This window comes from Tistrella arctica (genome assembly GCF_039630945.1).
Taxonomy (GTDB): Bacteria; Pseudomonadota; Alphaproteobacteria; order Tistrellales; family Tistrellaceae; genus Tistrella; species Tistrella bauzanensis.
In genome coordinates, this window is the sequence record NZ_JBBKTV010000003.1 from 23,141 (window position 1) to 41,482 (window position 18,342).

Annotated in this window: 17 protein-coding genes and 1 pseudogene; 7 read left to right on the forward strand and 11 right to left on the reverse strand. The window is 68.2% G+C overall.

What is annotated here, in order from left to right:
- Position 1: 1 nt before the first annotated feature.
- Both WG924_RS06975 and WG924_RS06980 read right to left on the reverse strand, forming a co-directional pair.
- Positions 2 to 1,141 (reverse strand): branched-chain amino acid ABC transporter permease, encoded by a 1,140-nt coding sequence (locus tag WG924_RS06975; protein ID WP_345932306.1) that lies wholly within the window; start codon positions 1,139 to 1,141, stop codon positions 2 to 4.
- Between the two features lie 4 nt (positions 1,142 to 1,145).
- The gene (locus WG924_RS06980) at positions 1,146 to 2,006 is read right to left on the reverse strand and encodes a branched-chain amino acid ABC transporter permease (RefSeq protein ID WP_345932307.1); all 861 of its coding nucleotides are present in this window, start codon (positions 2,004 to 2,006) and stop codon (positions 1,146 to 1,148) included.
- A gap of 425 nt (positions 2,007 to 2,431) precedes the next feature.
- Between WG924_RS06980 and WG924_RS06985 the strand changes: the two genes are divergently transcribed.
- The 3 genes from WG924_RS06985 to WG924_RS06995 all read left to right on the forward strand — a co-directional run bounded on the left by WG924_RS06985 (position 2,432) and on the right by WG924_RS06995 (position 5,107).
- Positions 2,432 to 3,631, forward strand: coding sequence for an ImmA/IrrE family metallo-endopeptidase (locus WG924_RS06985; protein WP_345932308.1), 1,200 nt, complete (start codon positions 2,432 to 2,434; stop codon positions 3,629 to 3,631).
- A 4-nt stretch (positions 3,632 to 3,635) separates the two neighbouring features.
- Positions 3,636 to 4,148 carry a DUF4411 family protein gene (locus tag WG924_RS06990; RefSeq protein ID WP_345932309.1) on the forward strand — a complete coding sequence of 171 codons (513 nt, stop codon included), beginning with the start codon at positions 3,636 to 3,638 and terminating at the stop codon, positions 4,146 to 4,148.
- Between the two features lie 131 nt (positions 4,149 to 4,279).
- Entirely contained in the window at positions 4,280 to 5,107 is an 828-nt protein-coding gene (locus WG924_RS06995) for an alpha/beta fold hydrolase (RefSeq protein ID WP_345932310.1), read from the forward strand.
- Between the two features lie 157 nt (positions 5,108 to 5,264).
- Here the strand turns inward: WG924_RS06995 and WG924_RS07000 are convergent, their stop codons facing one another.
- Together WG924_RS07000 and WG924_RS07005 are read right to left on the reverse strand one after the other, a co-directional pair.
- Entirely contained in the window at positions 5,265 to 5,783 is a 519-nt protein-coding gene (locus tag WG924_RS07000) for a hypothetical protein (protein WP_345932793.1), read from the reverse strand.
- Between the two features lie 97 nt (positions 5,784 to 5,880).
- Positions 5,881 to 6,080, reverse strand: a pseudogene (locus WG924_RS07005) (hypothetical protein).
- A 98-nt stretch (positions 6,081 to 6,178) separates the two neighbouring features.
- Between WG924_RS07005 and WG924_RS07010 the strand changes: the two are divergent.
- A complete protein-coding gene (locus WG924_RS07010; RefSeq protein WP_345932311.1) occupies positions 6,179 to 6,655 on the forward strand; it encodes a MarR family winged helix-turn-helix transcriptional regulator in 477 nt (158 codons plus the stop codon).
- Between the two features lie 161 nt (positions 6,656 to 6,816).
- On the opposite strand, the gene WG924_RS07015 is transcribed toward WG924_RS07010, so the two are convergent.
- The 7 genes from WG924_RS07015 to WG924_RS07045 all read right to left on the reverse strand — a co-directional run bounded on the left by WG924_RS07015 (position 6,817) and on the right by WG924_RS07045 (position 15,838).
- On the reverse strand, positions 6,817 to 8,499 hold the full coding sequence (locus WG924_RS07015) for an FMN-binding glutamate synthase family protein (RefSeq protein WP_345932312.1): 1,683 nt from the start codon (positions 8,497 to 8,499) through the stop codon (positions 6,817 to 6,819).
- The gene (gene dapB, locus WG924_RS07020) at positions 8,496 to 9,431 is read right to left on the reverse strand and encodes a 4-hydroxy-tetrahydrodipicolinate reductase (RefSeq protein WP_372045178.1); all 936 of its coding nucleotides are present in this window, start codon (positions 9,429 to 9,431) and stop codon (positions 8,496 to 8,498) included. The genes WG924_RS07015 and dapB overlap by 4 nt, the downstream gene beginning before the upstream one ends.
- Positions 9,432 to 9,551: 120 nt before the next feature.
- Complete coding sequence (locus WG924_RS07025) at positions 9,552 to 11,411, reverse strand: PAS domain-containing protein (protein ID WP_345932313.1); 1,860 nt, start codon at positions 11,409 to 11,411, stop codon at positions 9,552 to 9,554.
- A 294-nt stretch (positions 11,412 to 11,705) separates the two neighbouring features.
- Positions 11,706 to 13,019, reverse strand: coding sequence for a citrate synthase (gene gltA / locus WG924_RS07030; protein ID WP_345932314.1), 1,314 nt, complete (start codon positions 13,017 to 13,019; stop codon positions 11,706 to 11,708).
- Between the two features lie 225 nt (positions 13,020 to 13,244).
- On the reverse strand, positions 13,245 to 14,147 hold the full coding sequence (locus tag WG924_RS07035) for a phytanoyl-CoA dioxygenase family protein (protein WP_345932315.1): 903 nt from the start codon (positions 14,145 to 14,147) through the stop codon (positions 13,245 to 13,247).
- Entirely contained in the window at positions 14,144 to 14,671 is a 528-nt protein-coding gene (locus tag WG924_RS07040; protein WP_345932316.1) for a c-type cytochrome, read from the reverse strand. Before WG924_RS07040 ends, WG924_RS07035 begins: the two co-directional genes overlap by 4 nt.
- 219 nt (positions 14,672 to 14,890) lie before the next feature.
- Positions 14,891 to 15,838, reverse strand: coding sequence for a hypothetical protein (locus WG924_RS07045; RefSeq protein ID WP_345932317.1), 948 nt, complete (start codon positions 15,836 to 15,838; stop codon positions 14,891 to 14,893).
- 166 nt (positions 15,839 to 16,004) lie between these two features.
- Between WG924_RS07045 and WG924_RS07050 the strand changes: the two genes are divergently transcribed.
- The 3 genes from WG924_RS07050 to WG924_RS07060 all read left to right on the forward strand — a co-directional run bounded on the left by WG924_RS07050 (position 16,005) and on the right by WG924_RS07060 (position 18,331).
- A complete protein-coding gene (locus tag WG924_RS07050) occupies positions 16,005 to 16,457 on the forward strand; it encodes a PaaI family thioesterase (protein WP_345932318.1) in 453 nt (150 codons plus the stop codon).
- Positions 16,458 to 16,568: 111 nt separating this feature from the next.
- Complete coding sequence (locus WG924_RS07055) at positions 16,569 to 17,009, forward strand: HIT family protein (protein WP_345932319.1); 441 nt, start codon at positions 16,569 to 16,571, stop codon at positions 17,007 to 17,009.
- Positions 17,010 to 17,017: 8 nt separating this feature from the next.
- Positions 17,018 to 18,331: an adenylate/guanylate cyclase domain-containing protein gene (locus WG924_RS07060; protein ID WP_345932320.1), complete on the forward strand. Its 1,314-nt coding sequence runs from the start codon at positions 17,018 to 17,020 to the stop codon at positions 18,329 to 18,331.
- The last annotated feature ends 11 nt before the right edge of the window (positions 18,332 to 18,342 follow it).

Genomic DNA, 18,342 nt, shown 5'->3' on the forward strand with positions numbered 1-18,342 from the left:
CTCACCTTCTGCCGCTGGACTGGGGGGCGGGTGTCACAGCCGGTGCCGGCTGCCGGCGGGCCGGCCCGTCGGGGAACAGCCGGCGTGCGATCATGGTCACCGCCCCGGTGATGCCATAGGGCAGGAAGATCACCAGCGCGATCAGCGCCGGGCCGAAGACCAGCATCTGATAGGTCTGGAAGGCCTGGAGGAACTGGGTCAGCATATAGACTAGCATGGTGCCGACCAGCGGCCCCGCCACCGAGGCGATGCCGCCCAGCAGCACGTAGAGCAGCATGTTGAAGGTGTTCTCGACCACCGCGATATCGGGGCCGAGGAAGCCGATGAAGCTGGCATAAAGCCCGCCGGCGACACCGGCATAGATGCAGGCCATGGTGAAGGCCAGCCGCTTGGCCGCCATCACGTTCACGCCCGCCGCCGCCGCCAGCGGTTCGCTCATCCGGATGGCGAGCAGGGTGCGGCCGAACAGCGACGCCCTGATCCGCCAGGCGCCGAGCATGGCGACCAGCAGGAAGGCGGCGGTCAGGTAATAGCGGGCGGTGAAGCTGTCGAAGGTGATCGGGCCGATCGGGCTGGGGCCGGGGATGCCGACCACGCCGATCGGGCCGTTGGTCAGGCTCTCCCACTTGTCCAGCACCTGATAGATGATCATGCCGACCGCCAGTGTGAAGATGGCCAGATAATGGCCCTTGGCGCGCAGGCAGATGCTGCCGACGACGAAGCCGGCACCGCCGCTCAACACGATCGCCACCACCAGCGCCGGCCAGAACGACCAGCCCTGTTCCGAGGTCAGCAGCGCCACCGCATAGGCGCCGATGCCGAAGAAGCCGGCATGACCCAGCGACAGCAGGCCGGTATAGCCAAGGGCGATGTTCAGCCCATAGGCGCCGATCGCGAAGATGAAGCCGGTCAGCACCACCTGCATGTGATAGGGGTTGGTCAGCAGCAGCGGCAGCAGCAGCACCAGCGCCACAAAGCCCAGCACCAGCAGGCGGGTCAGCAGCCGCCGTGTGGGATTGACCGGCCGGATCGCGGCGGCGGCGATCGCCGCCGATGGTGCCGTGTGCCGGGGGCCGGCATGGGCCGGGCTGCCCGCCGCGGGCGACGACAGCCGCGCGCCGGGCGTCTCCAGGATCGCCATGGCCTCAGGCCCCCTTCGCGAACAGGCCCGAGGGCCGCACGGTCAGCACCAGCGCCAGAATGGCGAAGGCGATCAGATCCTGATAGCCGGTGGCGACATAGGTGCCGCCCAGGCTTTCCGCCAGCGCCAGGCCATAGCCGCAGATGATGGCGCCGGCAACGCTGCCCATGCCGCCGATGACCACGATCACGAAGGCCTTCAGCCCGACCACCAGCCCCATCGACGGCGAGATCAGGTTGATCGGCGCGATCAGCGCCGCCGCGGCGGCGGCAAGCCCCGCCGACAGCGCGAAGGTGATCATCGAGATCCGCTCCGGATCGATGCCGACCAGTTGCGCGCCCACCCGGTCCTGCGACACCGCCTCGATCGCGGCGCCAAGCGGCGTGCGCTTCAGGAACAGGAACAGCAGCGCCATCAACGCGATGCCGGCCACGATCAGAATCAGCTTCTGCTCGGTCACCGTGGTGCCCCACAGATCCACCACCGCGCCATAGGGCGAGGCGAGGCGCCGGAAATCGGCGCCCCACACGATCTGCGCCAGGGCCTCGAAGAACAGCATCAGCCCCACGGCCGCGATCATCATGTTGACATGCGGCGCATGCCGGAGCGGCCGGAAGGCCAGCCGCTCCACCGCCACGCCCACAACCGCCAGCGCCCCCACCGCGATCAGCATGCCGATCCAGTAATGGACATCCAGCCCGGTCACTGCGGCGAAGGTGACATAGGCGCCCAGCATGTACAGATGCCCATGGGCGAAATTCGGAATTTCCATCGTGCCATAGATCAGTGTCACGCCAAGGGCAACCAGGCTGTAGACACTGCCCAGGACCAGACCGTTCATGACCTGCTGGGCAAACAGCTCCATCTTGCGCATCCCTCCCAGGGTGTGCCCGGCCGGGGCCCCGCCGGCGGCGGCTGCCTGGCCGCGCGCATTCTGTTCAGGGCCCGCCGGTCGCCGGCGCCGCAAAAACGGCCGGCATCCGAGAAGAGTAACGACGCATTTCCGATTCGGTCAAACGTACAATTGAAATAGGCGTTCCCTGCGGAATTCTGCGTTGCAGCATATTTCTGCGTGCGGCGTGTCCGGAATGGCGGGTTCGCGCCAGCCGTGGGCGGACACGCACCGCAATATGTCTCATTCCACCATTTGCGACGGATCACCACCGCACAAGCGCCCCGCGTGCCCGGGCCGATGCGGCATCGTCATGGTTCGGTGGATCAGCCACGATCCACCCGCTACACTTAAGTCCACGACCCCGACCGCCCGCACTGCCTGGAGACCGGCCCTACATGCCTGCCGTGGCCCCCGAAATCCTCATCTGGGCACGTGAAACCGCAGGGTTCACGGTCGACGAGGCTGCGCGTCGACTACAGATCAGCGACGCCCGGGGCAGCACGGCACGTGAGCGGCTATCGGCCATGGAGGCGGGTCAAGCCCAGGTATCCCGTGCGACCCTGGTCAAGATGACCACCCTGTATCACCGGCCGCTCCTGACCTTCTATCTGGCGGCCCCTCCCAGGGCCGGCGATCGCGGCGAGGATTTCCGCACCCTGCCGGATCGCCACACCGATGCCGAGCCGCTGATCGATGCGTTGATCCGCGATGTCAGGGCCCGCCAGTCGATGGTCCGCTCGCTCCTCGACGACGAGGATGCCCAGCCGCTGCCCTTCGTGGGCGGGATATCGATCACGGCCGGTCCGGATGCCGTGGTCGCCGATATTCAGCGCCGGATCGGTTTCGACGCCGACAGCTTCCGGGCGGAACCGAAGGTCGAGGCGGCGTTCAACGCGCTGCGCGCCAAGGTCGAGGCCGCGGGTGTGTTCGTCCTGCTGATTGGCAATCTGGGCAGCCATCACACCGCCATCGATGCCGGCGCCTTCCGCGGTCTCGCCCTCGCCGACCCGGTTGCCCCGTTCATCGTGATCAACGACCAGGATGCGAAATCTGCATGGTCCTTCACGCTGCTGCATGAACTGGCCCATCTCTGGATTGGTGCCGGCGGCGTCAGTGGCCCGCACGCCGACGGCCGGGTGGAACAGTTCTGCAACGATGTCGCCAGCCGCTTCCTGCTGCCGGCACGGGATCTGGCGATGGTCGCCATCGACCGGCAGATGGATCTCGACGACGTCGCGTTTCGTGTCGAGAGCTTTGCCGATGAGCGCCGTATCAGCCGGTCTCTGGTGATCTACCGCCTGTTCCGCGACAACCGGCTGTCCGAGGTCGACTGGCAGACACTGTCCGATCGCTTCAGGACGGAGTGGCGCCAGCACAGGGCGGCACAGCGCGACGAGACCCGCCAGGACAATGGCGGGCCGAATTATTATACGGTCAGACGGCATCGGATCGGCGCGGCACTTCTGCGTCTCGTGGAACGGACGCTCAGCGAAGGCAGCCTGACCCCGACCAAGGCCGGGAAGGTTCTTGGCGTGAAGCCCCGGAATGTGATCCCGCTGTTGCGAAATACGGCGGCATCCGGGCGGGCGGGCTAGCGGCATGCTCTATCTTCTGGACGCCAATGTGCTGATCACGGCCCACAACCAGTACTATCCGGTCGACGTCGTCCCGGAGTTCTGGACATTTCTGGTGTACAAGGCAGCGGCCGGCGTTCTGAAGATGCCCATTGAAACCTTCGAAGAAGTCCGCGGTGGCGGCACCGACACCACCAAAGATCTTCTGTATGGATGGCTCAGCCAGAGGACGGTGCGAGATGCCATCCTGCTCGATGAAGACGTCGATCCCGTGCACGTGCGCTCCGCCATCGATATCGGATACGCGCCCGACCTGACGGATGACGAGCTTGAGCAGATCGGCCAGGATCCGTTTCTGATCGCTCACGCCATGGCATCACCCCATGACCGTTGCGTCGTGACGACCGAAGTCTCATCTCCGGCCAAGAGGCGGCAGAACCGGCGAGTGCCCGATGTCTGTAAGACACTTGGTGTGCCGTGCTGCGACACCTTCGCCATGCTCCGCAGGCTGCAATTCTCGACCGGCTGGGACCGCTGAGCGGCGACACACCGCACCATCACCATCGCTGATGACCGCATCAGCCATCGGCGTTGGCCGGCGGCATGCGGGCGTGGTGGGATGCGGGGGTGCCGGTCAGTCAGGCATGCTTCAGTCGGGGAATGTTTCAGATGCGCCGCAATCTTCCGCTCGCCCGCCGGTTCGATCATCGCATCGGGCCGGTGTTCTGGGACCGGTTCGGCGATGACGGGCCGGATCTGGTGCTGGTCCATGGCACGCCGTTCAACGCCGCCGTCTGGGCAGATGTGATGCCGGCGCTGGCGGCGCGGGCGCGGGTGCATGTCTATGATCTGCCGGGTTACGGCCAGTCGCGGGTCGCCGCCGGCACCGATATCTCATTGCATGTGCAGAACCAGGTGTTCGCCGACTGGGTGGCGCATCTGGGGCTGGCGCGGCCGCCGGTGGTGGTGGGGCATGATTTCGGCGGCGCGACGGTGCTGCGCGCCCATCTGCTCGACGGGGTGGAGATGCGCAGGCTGGTGCTGGTCGATGCGGTGGCGCTGAGGCCCTGGGGTTCGGCCTTCGTGGCCCATATCCGCGATCACGCGGCGGCCTTTGCCGGGCTGCCCGCACATCTGCACCGCGCGCTGGTCGCGGCCTATGTGGCCGAGGCCGCCCACCGGCCGATCCCACCCGCGATCCTGGCCGACATTCTGGATGCCTGGGGCGACGATCATGGCGCCCGGGCATTCTATGACCAGATCGCCCGCATGGACCCGGCCGCCACCGACGCGGTGGTGCCGCTGCTGGGGCAGATGCGGGCCCCGGCCCAGGTGCTGTGGGGGCTGGACGATCGCTGGCTGCCGGCAGATCAGGGCCGGGCACTCGCGGACCGGATCGGCTGCGGCTTCACCGGCGTCGCCAATGCCGGGCATCTGCTGCAACTGGACGCGCCGGCGGTGCTGGTGGCGGCGGTGCTGGACCGGCTGGGCTGTTGACGGCCCCCCTGTCCCGGCGCCACAGGCTGTGGAGCATGGTCTCCATTCCAGCGACCATGGCAGGGGGCCGGCGAGATAGAAGACCGGCTTCGACGCGTCATCGACATGGCGTTCGCATGTCGCGCGCGATATGGCCCCGCTCGCCCTGCGTCGTGGATCAGGCGTCGCGACCGTTCCGCGCGCGATCTCCCGCTTGCCGGTGAGGGAGGGTCTTGTGGCGTGCCGCCGGCCGAGGGGCGCTCCCGCGCCGCCACCGGGTGAGCCTCATCCCGTCGCGCATCTGCAAGGCGAGGAGCGTGATGTTCGTCGCGCCGGCGATCAGCTCAACGGCCTGCACGACATAGAAGATCGTATCGAACTCGCCCGCCCGCGCCTTGGAGGCAAGGAACAACGCCGCCGGGATCAGGAAAAGCAGGCCGTTCGCGGCAATGAAGCGCATACGTCTCAGCTTTGTGCCGACAAGCCCCTCCCGCCGCCCGCGCGACAGGAAGACACCGGACCCGCCCGTCGCCGCCAGCGCCGGCACAAGCAACAGGAAGCCCCACGGAATAGTCGTCTTGACGGCCACAACGGCGGATCCGGAGAGGAACAATTCCGCAATCGTCGTCGAGAGCCAGAAGGTCGAGATCGTCAGGATGGCAATGATCCCGGCAACCGGATGGATGATCCTTGGCATGGCGTTTCCTGTCACCTGGCAGGCCTTTGTGATCGCTGGAACCTTCAACAGAAGCGACATGCGTCTTCTCCTCGTGCTCAAGCGCCGTTCTTCGGGATCAAGCCGTGCGGATGCCGCCGGCGCCGACCTTCTGGAACAGGTGCGGGGTGGCGACAGCGGATGACGGACAGGCGCCGAGAAAGCGGTCCTCGTCGGCGGCATCGAGCGTGAACGGGTTGACGAGGACGACGGGCGCGGCTCCGAGCGCGAGCTGCCGTTCAATGGGAATGTCTCGTCCATGGGCTTCACCAGAGCCATCTCGCGACTCCATTCAAATTGTAGTCATGGTGTCATTTCGATATGATCAATACATATCGAAATGACATGATGATGTCAATATGGATAGATGGTAACGAATGAGCGAAGCGACGACGACCCCGAAGGCCGATGCCCTGACCGAGCTGATCCTGACCCTGTTCCGGGCCAACAACCTGACGCTGACATGGGGTGACAGGCTGGTCGCGCCCTTCGGGCTGACGAGCGCCCGGTGGCAGATCCTGGGCGCGATCGTCCTGTCGCGGCGATCCCAGCCGGTGGCCTGGATCGCCCGCGACCTTGGCGCCAACCGGCAGAATGTGCAGCGCATCGTCAACGATCTGCACAAGGAGGATCTGGTCGCGTTTCAGCCCAACCCTCACCACCGCCGCGCGCATCTGGTCGTGCTGACCGACAAGGGCCGCCGGGTCTATGACGCCGCGATCAACGCCTACAGCCCCAGGGTCAATACGCTGGCGGAGGGTCTTTCGCTTGAGGAGATCAGGACAGCGCACCGCGTCGTGGCGATGCTGCGAGGCAGACTTGAGGAAGAATTGGACGCTGAACGGCAGCCCTGACCGCCAGGGTCAGGGCTGCCTTGAGCCAATAGGTGGCAGTCGCGGCGATGAGAGCGGTCGCGGGGACGTTTCGCGCCAGCTTATCGTCGCGTGAGACCTGGGGACAATCGCGCCGGCACACCCCTGAACGGAGCCTGTGGACAATCCCCGGGATCACACACCTATCCGATCCGACGCGGCGCGAAGCTGGCCGGGTCGGCCGCCGCCCAGTCGGCGGCATAGGGGGTGGCGTCGGGCGCCTCGATCAGCACGCCCGGCTTCAGGAACGGATACAGCCGGTCGATCGGCACGATCTCGTTGGGCGAGCGGCGGTGCAGCAGGTGGCGCGGTTCAAGCTGATCGGGGTGGTCCAGGCCCGCGGCCGCGACCAGATCGGCCAGGGCATGGACGGTGCGGGCCTGATAGCGGCGCACCCGTTCGGCCTTGTCTTCCACCACCAGCCCCTTCTGGCGATCGGGATCCTGGGTGGCGACACCGGTGGGGCAGCGACCGGTATGGCATTTCACCGATTGCACGCAGCCGATCGCGAACATGAAGGCGCGGGCGGCATTGCACCAGTCGGCGCCGATCGCCAGGGCCGCCGCCAGATCGAAGGCGCTGGTCATCTTGCCGGCCGCCGCGATCTTCACATGCGGTCGAAGCCCGGCGCCGACCAGGGCGTTGCGCACCAGCACCAGCCCTTCGCGCATCGGCAGGCCCAGATGATCGGAAAATTCGCGCGGCGCGGCGCCGGTGCCGCCTTCGGCACCGTCGACGACGATGAAATCGACCAGAATGCCGGTGCTCAGCATCGCCTTGACGATCGCGAAGATCTCATGAGGCTGGCCCACGCACAGCTTGATGCCGACCGGCTTGCCGCCCGACAAGTCGCGCAACTGCTGCACGAAACGCATCATGCCTTCGGGCGTGTCAAAGGCCGAATGGCGGGCCGGCGAGATGCAGTCCACCCCTTCCGGCACCTTGCGGGTGGCGGCGATCTCGGCGGTGACCTTGGGGCCGGGCAGCATGCCACCATGGCCGGGCTTGGCGCCCTGGCTCAGCTTGATCTCGATCATCTTCACCTGATCGAGCCGGGCGGTCTCGGCGAAATGGTCGGGATCGAAACGGCCCTGATCATCGCGGCAGCCGAAATAGCCCGATCCCAGTTCCCAGACGATATCGCCGCCATGCATGCGGTGATAGGGGCTGAACCCGCCCTCGCCGGTGTCGTGATAAAACCCGCCACGGGCGGCGCCGGCATTCAGCGCCTCGATCGCCCGGGCGCTCAACGATCCGAAACTCATCGCCGAGATGTTCAGCACCTGGGCGCTATAGGGCTTCAGGCATTGCGGCCCCCCCACCGTCACCCGGAACGGCTCGGTCGCCACCGGATGCGGCGCCACCGAATGCACCAGCACCTCATAGCGCTGGGCATAGACATCCAGTTGCGTGCCCAGCGGCTGGGCATCCTCGTCGCCCTTGGCGCGTTCATAAACCAGCGTGCGGGCCAGCCGGTTATAGGGCCGGCCCTCCAGATCGTCTTCGACGATATATTGGCGCAGATAGGGGCGCAGATCCTCGAAGATCCAGCGCAGATGCCCCACAACCGGATAGTTGAAGCGGATGGCATGAACGGTCTGTCGGATGTCGACCACGCCCACCGCGATCAGCGGCGCAATCACCAGCAGCGGCCAGGCGTAATCGCCATCCACCGCCAGCGCCAGCACCAGGAACAGCAGCCCGGCCAGCACCAGCAGGGCGAAGGCCGCGTGGCGCACCGCCCGGTCCAGGAACAGCGGCCGGTCGGCGCCACCGGTGGCATGGGGTTGTGCGCGGCCACCATCGGCGGTGCGGGTGGTGGTCATGCCGGCGCCCCCGCCATGGCCGCACCATCTGCCTCGTCGGGCCCGAACAACAGCACGTCCAGTCCGCGCACCAGCCCGGTCACGCCCGGCACCCGCCGCACCGCCAGCAGCGTGCCGTCGACATAGGCCGCGGCATCCTTGCCGGCATCATGCGACACCACCAGCCGGGCACCGGCCACGGCGAAATGGGCATCGATCGATGCGGCATAGCCGGGCAGGCGCAGCGAATGGACCTGCACGCCGCCGATGGTTCCACCGCGCAGGGCGGCGTCGCCGATCACCCGGTCGGGCGCCACCGGTTCGGTGCCGGCCGGCATCGGCGGCCGGGCCACCCGGCCCAGACGCTCCGCCAGTTCGCGCGCGGTGCCCGATGGCGCATCGGGCTTGGCGGGACCGGCGATCTCGACCACCTCGACATGCGGAATATAGCGGGCGGCGATCAGCGAGAACCGGGTGGCCAGGGCCGCGGTGATCGCGAAATTGCCGCTGGCGACCACGCCGCGCCCGGCGGCCCTGGCCGCCCGATCGATATGGTCATAAGCCGCGGCATCCAGCCCGGAGGTACCGATCACCACATGCACGCCGGCCGCCAGCGCCGCTTCGGCATGGCCGGCAACCGTGGTGGGATGGGTGTAATCGACCAGCACGTCGATTCCACCACGGGCGAGCGCTGTCGCCAGATCACCATCGACTGTCACATCGGTGCCCGTGGCGCGTGCCTGCGGTTCACCGACCACCGCCGCCAGCCTCTGACCGGCGGCCTTGCGCGCGACCCCGGCCACCAGCACCAGATCGGGGCTGGCGGCGATGGCGCGGGCGACGGCATTGCCGGTCCAGCCGGTCACCCCGGCCACACAGACCCGCAGCGGCGCCGCGGCAGAGGCGGAAGACGAGGCGGAAGATGGGGCGGAGGGGTTGGAACCTGCAATCATTGATGGAGCCATTGATGAAGCGTTCCTGACGGGGCATGAATGGGGGGCGGGGCACCGCCGGACAGGCAGACCCCGGCGCCAAGCCTGACCGTCCCGGCCGCCGGATGCAAGCGACCGCCGTCACACCACGCCGTCTGCCGCCCTGGATTGGGCCGGCCGGGCGGTTCGGGTCACTTCCAGCGCACCATTGATCCGCACCACCCGCCCGGCCGCATCGAAGCCGGGCGCTGCCGCTCCCACCATGTGCATGATCTGCCCGTCCACCCGCAGCAGCCGGAAATCCAGCGGCGCCGGCGTGCCACGCCGGGCACGGCTCAGCGCGTCCCGCACCCGCGGCCGGTCTTCGGGCAGCACCATCGCCTGGAATTGCGGGGCGTCGATGCCGCTATCGGCCGACATCTCGATGCCGAAGGCCTGGAACAATTCGGCGGCGCACCACACCCGCGCGGCCCCGATCGGCCAGCTCCATGAGGCAATGCCGGCCAGCGACTGGATTTCATGCAGCGACCGGATGCGTTCCTGCGTCTCGCGGTGTCGGACCTCCTGGGCGGTGATATCGTGGATCACGCCCACCAGATGCCGGATCGAAGGCCGGGGGCCATCCTTCCCGGCCGTGGCGGCGGGCTCGCGCGCCAGCCCGCCCAGCCATCGCAGGAAATGCACGCCGCCACCCGCGGCGGGCACCGTCACCACCACCTCAAGCGTATTGTCGCGGCCGGCCATGACGTCGTCGATGGCAGTCGACAAGGCGGTTCGGTCGGCTTGATGCAGGTGGTTCAGCAGATCGTCCAGATCATGCCGGCCGGCACCGACCGTCGCGATCGCCGGCATCACCGCGATCCGGCGATCATCGGCGTCGAAATGCCAGATCGACGCGGCGCCGCGTTCCAAGGCGTGCAGATGATCGTCTCCACCGGCAGCCTGTCGGGTGCCGGGCGGGCCGCCACGGCGCGGCAGCACCATCAGCATGATGGCCGCACCGCCGATCAGTCCCAGCATCAACCCCATGCCGGCATCGGCCATCAGCCGGTCGCGCCAGCCGTCCAGCACCTGCGACCGCGACCGCCCGACCGTGACCGAGATCGGAAAGCCCGTCACCGGCCGTTCCGCGACCAGATCGGCCGCGACCAGATCGGCCGCCACCAGATCGGCCCGCCCCCGATCGCCCAATACCGGATCGCCCAACACGGGATCGGCCGGCGTCGCGCCTGCCGCGGCATCGGCGGCCATGCGGCGGCGGTGCGGGCTTTCCAACGCCGTCAGCGGCAGCAACCGTCCACCTGCATCCGATAGCCCCAGCGCCACGCGGCCGGGACCGGCCACCGTCACCAGCGGCCCGGCCAGGACGTCACGCGACAGCATCATCACCACGACACCCTTGAAGCCGGCGCCCTGAAAACCGATCCCCCGACCGGCGGCGTTCTGGCCGCCGGTCTCGTCCTCCATGATGGCAATCGCCCGGCTGGCGGCAAGGACGCGCCAGTCATCGCCGGTGCCGCCGGCCCCCCCGGTGCCGGCGATGGTCAGGAACATGCCGTCGCGCATCAGTTGCTGGGCATAGGCCGGCTGCATGGGTCGGGCGCGGTGGTGCACCGCGAAAACCGGCGCATCGGCCGTGGCCAGTGCCGGCGGCGGCGCATCGCCGATGCCGCCGCGCACCTGTCCCTGGTCATCCATCACCCAGATGGCGGTGGGCACAAGCCCTGGCGACAAGGCGCGCTGCAGGATCTGCACGACCGCGGGGGCATCCATCGCCGGAAAGCCCGCCGCCAGCAGCCGGGCAGATGCCAGCGTCAGTGAAGCCTCCACACCCTGCATCACACCCTGGACCGTCCGTTCCAGGCCGGCTGCATCATGCAGAAGCTGCCGCTCGGTTTCGACGATCACCTGGCGACGCTGGTCCTGGATGCGCACGATCTGGAATGCGGCCCCCCCCACCGCCAGCATGGCCAGCATCACGCCCCAGATCTTCCGGTCCATTCGCTGTCGCTCCCCTCCCCCATGCGCGCTGCGGCGCCCGCCCCCGGCCAGCTTCCTGGGCTATCGGCTTCCCGGGGCATCGGTTTCCCGGCTTGTCTCCCCCGGGCTGTCGGCGACCAGACTAGCACCAGCGGCAAAGGCGCGCGATGGTCGTATGCGCCCCTGCCTGACACGCGTGAAACGCGACGCCGCCGCTCCCTCCCCCCGCAACGCGAACCGCCCCCCGAGCCAGGCTCGGAGGGCGGTCGCTTGCAGGTGGTGGCGGGCCGTGGCCCCGGTGGGGTCTGCCGCAGATCAGCGCTGCCCCAGTTCCACATAATCGCGGGCGGCGGCACCGATATACAACTGGCGCGGGCGGCCGATCTTCTGGGTGGGATCCTCGATCATCTCGTTCCACTGGGCAACCCAGCCAACCGTGCGGGCCACGGCGAACAGCACCGTGAACAGGCTGGTGGGGATGCCCATGGCGCGCAGGATGATGCCCGAATAGAAGTCGACATTCGGATACAGCTTGCGCTGCACGAAATAGTCGTCCTCAAGCGCGATCTTCTCAAGCTTCATGGCGATGTCGAGCAGCGGCTCGTCGGTGATGCCAAGCTCGCCCAGAACCTCGTGGCAGGTCTGGCGCATGATGGTCGCGCGCGGATCGAAGTTCTTATAGACGCGATGACCGAAGCCCATCAGCCGGAACGGATCGTCCTTGTCCTTCGCCCGGGCGATGAATTCGGGGATCTTGTCGGCCGAGCCGATCTCTTCCAGCATCTTGATCACCGCCTCGTTGGCACCGCCATGTGCGGGGCCCCACAGGCAGGCGATGCCGGCGGCGATGCAGGCGAAGGGATTGGCCCCCGACGAGCCGGCCAGACGGACGGTCGAGGTCGAGGCGTTCTGCTCATGATCGGCGTGCAGGATCAGGATCCGGTCCATCGCCCGCGCCAGAACCGGATTAACCTCGTAAGGCTCGCATGGCACCGAGAACATCATGTGCAGGAAATTCTCGGCATAGCCCAGATCGTTGCGCGGATACACGAAGGGCTGGCCGACCGAATACTTATAGGCCATCGCGGCGATGGTCGGCACCTTGGCGATCAGCCGGTGCGAGGCGATCACCCGATGCGCCGGGTCGTTGATATCGGTGCTGTCATGATAGAAGGCCGACATCGCGCCGACCACACCCACCATGACCGCCATCGGATGGGCGTCGCGGCGGAAACCGGTGAAGAACTTGGTCAGCTGCTCATGCAGCATGGTGTGGCGGGTGATGTTGCGCTCGAAGGTCGTGTATTCGTCCGTCGAGGGCAGTTCGCCGTTCATCATCAGATAAGCGACTTCAAGGAAGTTGCTCCTGGTGGCAAGCTGGTCGATCGGGTAACCCCGATGGAGCAGTTCGCCCTTGTCGCCGTCGATGAAGGTGATCCGGCTCTCGCACGAGGCGGTGGCCATGAAGCCCGGATCATAGGTGAAATAGCCGGTCTTCCCGCCGAGCGAGCGGATATCGATCACCATATTCCCCGACGTACCGTTCAGGATCGGCAATTCGTGGCTCTGCCCGCTGATATCGTCCGTGATCGTGACGGTACCTGCACGGACGGCGGTGTTCTCGGTCATGCGGTAGGACTCCTTGAGCCGCTCCGCGCGACACCGCGCGGAGGCGTCGACTGGTATGTTGTCGGGCTGAATATAGCCGCCGGGCACGAAAGCACAATGGCAAGGGCATCAATGTTACGAGACAGGCGCCAATTTTAGCAGAAACGTCACCCGACCTGCAGGTGATTATGGAATATATTATTTAACCAGAAAGACTAAATCGCATCACGCGCCCAAATAGATCTTTTACTTCAATTCTTGCGCAAGAGTGTCAATTGGAAGCGGCCCTGGAAGGCTTTCCATCCGCGCGTAAGTTCGCATTGCCCGCAGGATCAGGTCGACACGCATCTGCAGCCGGGGGCCATGGCCAGCCGTGATCAGCGGCTCCGCCACCGCATCGAAGGCCCGGTTCTGCATCTCGATCGCGATGCTGATCCGCGGGCCGGCAGCAGCGGTTGTGGCGCGCCCCGACCAGTGCCACAGGTCCTGGCGCCAGCCCAGAACCGCTCCGGCGGCGGCCGGCAGGGGCGTGCCGATCGCCTCGGGTTCGGCGGCCAGCCGCCCGTCGGCGATCATGGCCTCAAGCCGGTCGGACAGGGCCCGTTCCACCGGCAGCGGCACCACCCGCATGCAGCCATTGTCCAGAGTGGCATCGACCAGCGGCACCCAAAGGCTGAGCGTCATGTGAATGCCACCTGGAAACACACTGTTGCCGATCAGGTCACGATGGCCGGGCCAGCCGCGCGCGCGCGGCACGGGCGGCACACACCACGCCCACAGATGCGGCAGCACGGCGAAGCGGTCGCCCAGCAGATGCCGGGCCAGCGGCGTCAATGCCGCCTGCAGCGCCCAGGCCTGATCGAAGACATGGATGAACACCGGCGGCCAGCCCAGCGCCGCCAGCCGGCTGATGCCACGGCCAAGCCCGTCGATCAGATCCGGCGGCAGGCAGGGTGGCAGCGCGAACCAGCCCTGATCATGCAGGCTGTCGGCGGCGCGGCCCAGCGCGTCATCGTCGACGGCCATGAAACCGGTACCGTCTGCGGTGCACCCCGCCTCGGTCACATCCAGCCAGGGCACCAGCCGCCGCCAGCCGTCGGCATCCAGCAGCCGCGGGTCGGGCGTGCCCGTCTCATCTGCGCCGCTCACCGCGCCATCCCGGCCGACAACCGGTCATGAGCCTCGCGAACCGGCACCGGCCAGCGGCTTTTGATGAAGGACAGGATCGCCCAGATCTGGCCATCGCTCAGCCGATCGCGGAAGCCGGGCATGTCGGACTGATAGCCCGGCGGCGCGAACGGGCCGGGGCCGAGGGCGGTCAGCGCGAACAGATGCTGGTCGGGGTGATGCCAGGTGTGGCCGGTCGCATCATGGGGCGGCGCCGCCATCCGTCCCGATGGCCGGGGCGTCCGCCAGTCCCAGTCCGGCGCACCGCCAAGATCGGGGCCATGGCAGGCGGCGCATTGTGTCGCATACAGCCGCCCGCCCTCGGCCACCTTGGCCGGGTCGGCCGGATCGAGTTCCGACGGCATCTCGGCCAGCGCCGCATACAGCGCCGCCCGCGCGGCGGCATCCGGATTTGCCGGATCGGGGAAGCTGCGCACCACATGGCCGGCTGCCGCATGGCCGCCATCCAGCCCCAGCACCGCCCGCACCCTTTCCGGCGCCAGCATCAGGACGGCACCGGCCGCGATCACCGCGGCACAGCCGGCAACACCCGCGACCAGCCGCCATCCGCGGCGCGATCGCGGCGGTCTCTCGGGCCGGGGCCGATCACCCGGCTTGTTCTGGGGGCGCGTGCTCATACTGCCGAAGATGGCGCAGCCATCCGGCCCGGGCAAGCCGCGCCGTGACGGGAAGACCGCTCTGCGACCGTCAGTCGCGCAGACCCCTCAGTCGCGCAGGCTCCACACCAGACGGTGAACGCCATCCGGGGCATCGGCCGATGATGGCGGGGCGAAGCCCACCTCCGCCAGCCGCAGCCCCAGAAAGTTCAGGGTCAGCGGCGGTGCCTCGCTGCCAAGATCCGCCTGGGCATAAGACCAGAGACCGGCATGGCGCGGTCCGGAATAATCGTCATCCAGCATCAGATCCAGGCAGGCGAAGCGGCCATCCGGGCCAAGCGCCTCTTCCGATGCCTCGATCGCCGCCGAGATCAGCGATTTGTGCTGGCGGCCCAGCCCGCGCAGGATCAGCACCCCGTCCAACCCCTGCGGCCAGTCCTGCCCCGGATCGGCCAATGCGGCGGCGAAGGCCGGGTCGTTCTCGTCGATCCGCACCACCTCGACCGCGCCCGATCGCGCGAAGCCCTCGGCGAAGCCGGCGTCACCACCCAGAACCAGCCAGCGACCGCGCGGCCGCAACAGCGCTTCGGCCCAGCCACCGGTCGCCGGATCCAGCACCGGCCAGGCAATCGCGCCGGGCGCCGTGGGCACACCCGCCGCCAGCAGCGCCGCCGCCGCGTCGGCGGCACCCTGCGCGTGCGGGTTCAGAATCACCTGCCCATCATCTTCCAGATAAAGCAGCCCTTGCGCGCCCAGCGCGGCAAGCTGTGCCAGCAGCCGGTCGACCGACAGGCCCACCGCCGTCGCCAGCTCGGTCGGGTCGGCGCGCCCGGCGGCCAACCGCGCGAACGTGCCGCCATTGATCGCCTCGGCCAGCGACCGGCTGGCCGCCCAGCCAAGGGCGGCGTCCAGTCCCAGCGCCGCGGGGCTTGGCCCCGCCTTGGCCCTGCCGTCTTCTCCCGCAACCGCGCGCACCGCGTCGGCACCCGTTCCGGCCAGCGTCATGGCTTCCATCCCCGATCCTGTGACCCCGATCCAGAAGGTAGACATGGACATGACGAAACACAACCTATGATAAATTAACCCTGACCGAATTCTCCTGATGCCGGACCGTGTCCGCCTCCCTCACCCCGGCCATGACCTCACGGGTAATCGACCGGCGGCGGCGGCCGCGCTTTCCTGAACGCCGTCCCATCCGCCACCACAGGAAGGCCGTGCCATCATGTCCCCCGGGATTTCAGAAGCCGCCCGCGATACCGACACCGTCGATCCGCGGATCGCCGCCATCATCCATGACGTGCTCATCGCCGGCCCCGTGGCCCGGCATCTGGCGATCCGGGTCGACAGACTGGCGCCCGACGACGTGCGCCTGCGCCTGCCCTTCGATCCCGCCAACGTCACCACCGGCCGGATCGTCCATGGCGGCGTCATCGCCACCCTGGCCGATGTCGCCGGGGCCGCCGCCTCGGCCTCGGGGGCCGATCCCGCCGGCCTGCGCGGCGGCGCCACCCAAACCCTGGTCGTGCATTATCTGCGCCCGGCCGAGGGCGTCGATCTGGTGACCGAGACCACTGTGCTGTCACGCAGCCGCGGCGGCACCGTCACCGCGGTGTCGGTCCGCGACACCCACGGCCATCTGGTGGCGCAGGCCAGCGTCACCAGCCGGATCTGGTAGCGGCCCCATCCAGGCAGGCGCCATCGCCACCGCGTCGGGTTATACTGCGGGCCGCGTATCAGCGACGCCGCTGCCCCGCCCTTCCGTCCCGCAAGCCCGGATCCGTGAACGATGACCGACACGCCCTGCCTGTTCTGCGCCATTGCCGGCGGCCACCTGCCCGCACATGTCATCCATCAGGACGACACGGTGATGGCGTTTCTCGACATCCAGCCGGTCCGGCCGGGCCATACCCTGATCATTCCGCGCCGGCATCATGTCTGGTTCGAGGATCTGCCCGCCGACACGGCGGCGCGGATCATGGCGCTGGGCCAGGATCTGGCCCGCCAGATGAAGCGGATCCATGGCGTGGAGCGGGTGAGCTTCGCCTTCACCGGCATCGACGTCGCCCATGCCCATGCTCATATCGTGCCGATGCACGAGCTGACCGACGTGATCTCGCGCCGCCAGATCGTCGAGACCGACCTCACCTTCCGGCCGATGCCACGCGCCGAGCCCGAGGCGCTGGCCGCGACCGCCGACGCCTTGCGGGCGGCGCTCGCCGGCCGGTGAGCGCGCGGATGCCGCGCCCTCGAAACGACGCCACACCCACTGATATCGACGCGGCCGAACGCGAAGCCGAACGGCTGGGCGGCTGGATGCGCATCGCCATGGCGGTGATCCTGCTGGCCTCGCTGGTGGTGCCGCTGCTGATCATCCGGCCCGACATGATCATGACCGGCGCCGTCGACCGCCGGCTGATGGTCGCGCTGGTCACACTCGGGGCCTTCGGTCTGCTGGGCATGGTCGTGGTGCTGCTCACCATCCGCCGGCGCCACCGGCGCTGGATGGCCTGGGTGTTTCCGCTGACCGACGCGGTGCTGCTGGGCGGATCGGTCTGGGCGGGGCTGGTCCTGACCGGGCTGCCCGGCCGCTATGCGCTGATGCTGACCGCGGCGGCACTGGCGCCGGTGCTGCTGGCGATCGCCGCCATCCGATTGCGCCCGATGGCCATCATGATGGTCACCGGCCTGCTGGTGATGGCGCTGGGCCTGCCGATGCTGTCCAATCACGACATCCCGGCCGATCCGGCGGTGCTTGCCGCCGCGATCAACGGCATGCACGCCACCCCGCCCAATATCGGCCGCCTGCTGATGCTGGTGCTGGCGGGGGTGGCGCTGGCCATCGCCGCCGCCCGCAACCGGCGCATGGTGGCGCGCGCGGTGGCCGAAGCCGCCCGCGCCGGCCGGCTTGGCCGGTTCCTGCCGGCCGAGATCGCGGCCATGATGGCCGATCCCGTCACCAGCCCCGACGCGCTGGGTGGACGGCGGGATCTGGCGATCGTCTTCGTCGATCTGCGCGGATCGACCGCCATGGCCGAACGGCTGGACCCGCAGGCCACCGGCCGGCTGCTCGGCGATTATCGACGCCGGGTCGGGCAGGTGGTCGGCGGCCATGGCGGCATGATCGCCGGCTTTGTGGGCGATGGCGTGCTGGCGCTGTTCGGTGCCACCGGTGACGCCGATCCCGCCGCCGCCGCGCGTGCCGCCCTGCATGCCGCCCGCGCGATCGCGGCCGATGTCGAAATCTGGGCCGGCACGGCGCTGGCCGCCGAAGGCATCCCCCCGCACCGTCCCGCCGTGGCGGTGGCGGTTCATGCCGGTCCGGTCTATTGCGGACCGGTGGGCGATGACGCGCGGCTGGATTATACCGTCATCGGCGATCCGGTGAATGTGGCAGCCCGGATCGAGAGCGTCGCCAAACAGGCGGGGCTGGCGGTCGTCGCCACCGATACGGTGCTGGATCTGGCCGGTCATCCGCCCGGCTGGCGCTCGATCGGCCTGTGCACGCTGCGCGGCCGCAGCGCCGGCATGGTCTGCCACACCGCCGATTGACCGGTCAGCCC

Excerpts from the sequence above, each read along its gene's own strand:
- WG924_RS06975 (WP_345932306.1), bottom strand. The coding sequence starts at position 1,141 with ATGGCGATCCTGGAGACGCCCGGCGCGCGGCTGTCGTCGCCCGCGGCG.
- WG924_RS06980 (WP_345932307.1), bottom strand. The coding sequence starts at position 2,006 with ATGGAGCTGTTTGCCCAGCAGGTCATGAACGGTCTGGTCCTGGGCAGT.
- WG924_RS06985 (WP_345932308.1), top strand. The coding sequence starts at position 2,432 with ATGCCTGCCGTGGCCCCCGAAATCCTCATCTGGGCACGTGAAACCGCA.
- WG924_RS06990 (WP_345932309.1), top strand. The coding sequence starts at position 3,636 with ATGCTCTATCTTCTGGACGCCAATGTGCTGATCACGGCCCACAACCAG.
- WG924_RS06995 (WP_345932310.1), top strand. The coding sequence starts at position 4,280 with ATGCGCCGCAATCTTCCGCTCGCCCGCCGGTTCGATCATCGCATCGGG.
- WG924_RS07000 (WP_345932793.1), bottom strand. The coding sequence starts at position 5,783 with ATGCCAAGGATCATCCATCCGGTTGCCGGGATCATTGCCATCCTGACG.
- WG924_RS07010 (WP_345932311.1), top strand. The coding sequence starts at position 6,179 with ATGAGCGAAGCGACGACGACCCCGAAGGCCGATGCCCTGACCGAGCTG.
- WG924_RS07015 (WP_345932312.1), bottom strand. The coding sequence starts at position 8,499 with ATGACCACCACCCGCACCGCCGATGGTGGCCGCGCACAACCCCATGCC.
- dapB (WP_372045178.1), bottom strand. The coding sequence starts at position 9,431 with ATGATTGCAGGTTCCAACCCCTCCGCCCCATCTTCCGCCTCGTCTTCC.
- WG924_RS07025 (WP_345932313.1), bottom strand. The coding sequence starts at position 11,411 with ATGGACCGGAAGATCTGGGGCGTGATGCTGGCCATGCTGGCGGTGGGG.
- gltA (WP_345932314.1), bottom strand. The coding sequence starts at position 13,019 with ATGACCGAGAACACCGCCGTCCGTGCAGGTACCGTCACGATCACGGAC.
- WG924_RS07040 (WP_345932316.1), bottom strand. The coding sequence starts at position 14,671 with ATGCTGGCGCCGGAAAGGGTGCGGGCGGTGCTGGGGCTGGATGGCGGC.
- WG924_RS07045 (WP_345932317.1), bottom strand. The coding sequence starts at position 15,838 with ATGTCCATGTCTACCTTCTGGATCGGGGTCACAGGATCGGGGATGGAA.
- WG924_RS07050 (WP_345932318.1), top strand. The coding sequence starts at position 16,005 with ATGTCCCCCGGGATTTCAGAAGCCGCCCGCGATACCGACACCGTCGAT.
- WG924_RS07055 (WP_345932319.1), top strand. The coding sequence starts at position 16,569 with ATGACCGACACGCCCTGCCTGTTCTGCGCCATTGCCGGCGGCCACCTG.
- WG924_RS07060 (WP_345932320.1), top strand. The coding sequence starts at position 17,018 with ATGCCGCGCCCTCGAAACGACGCCACACCCACTGATATCGACGCGGCC.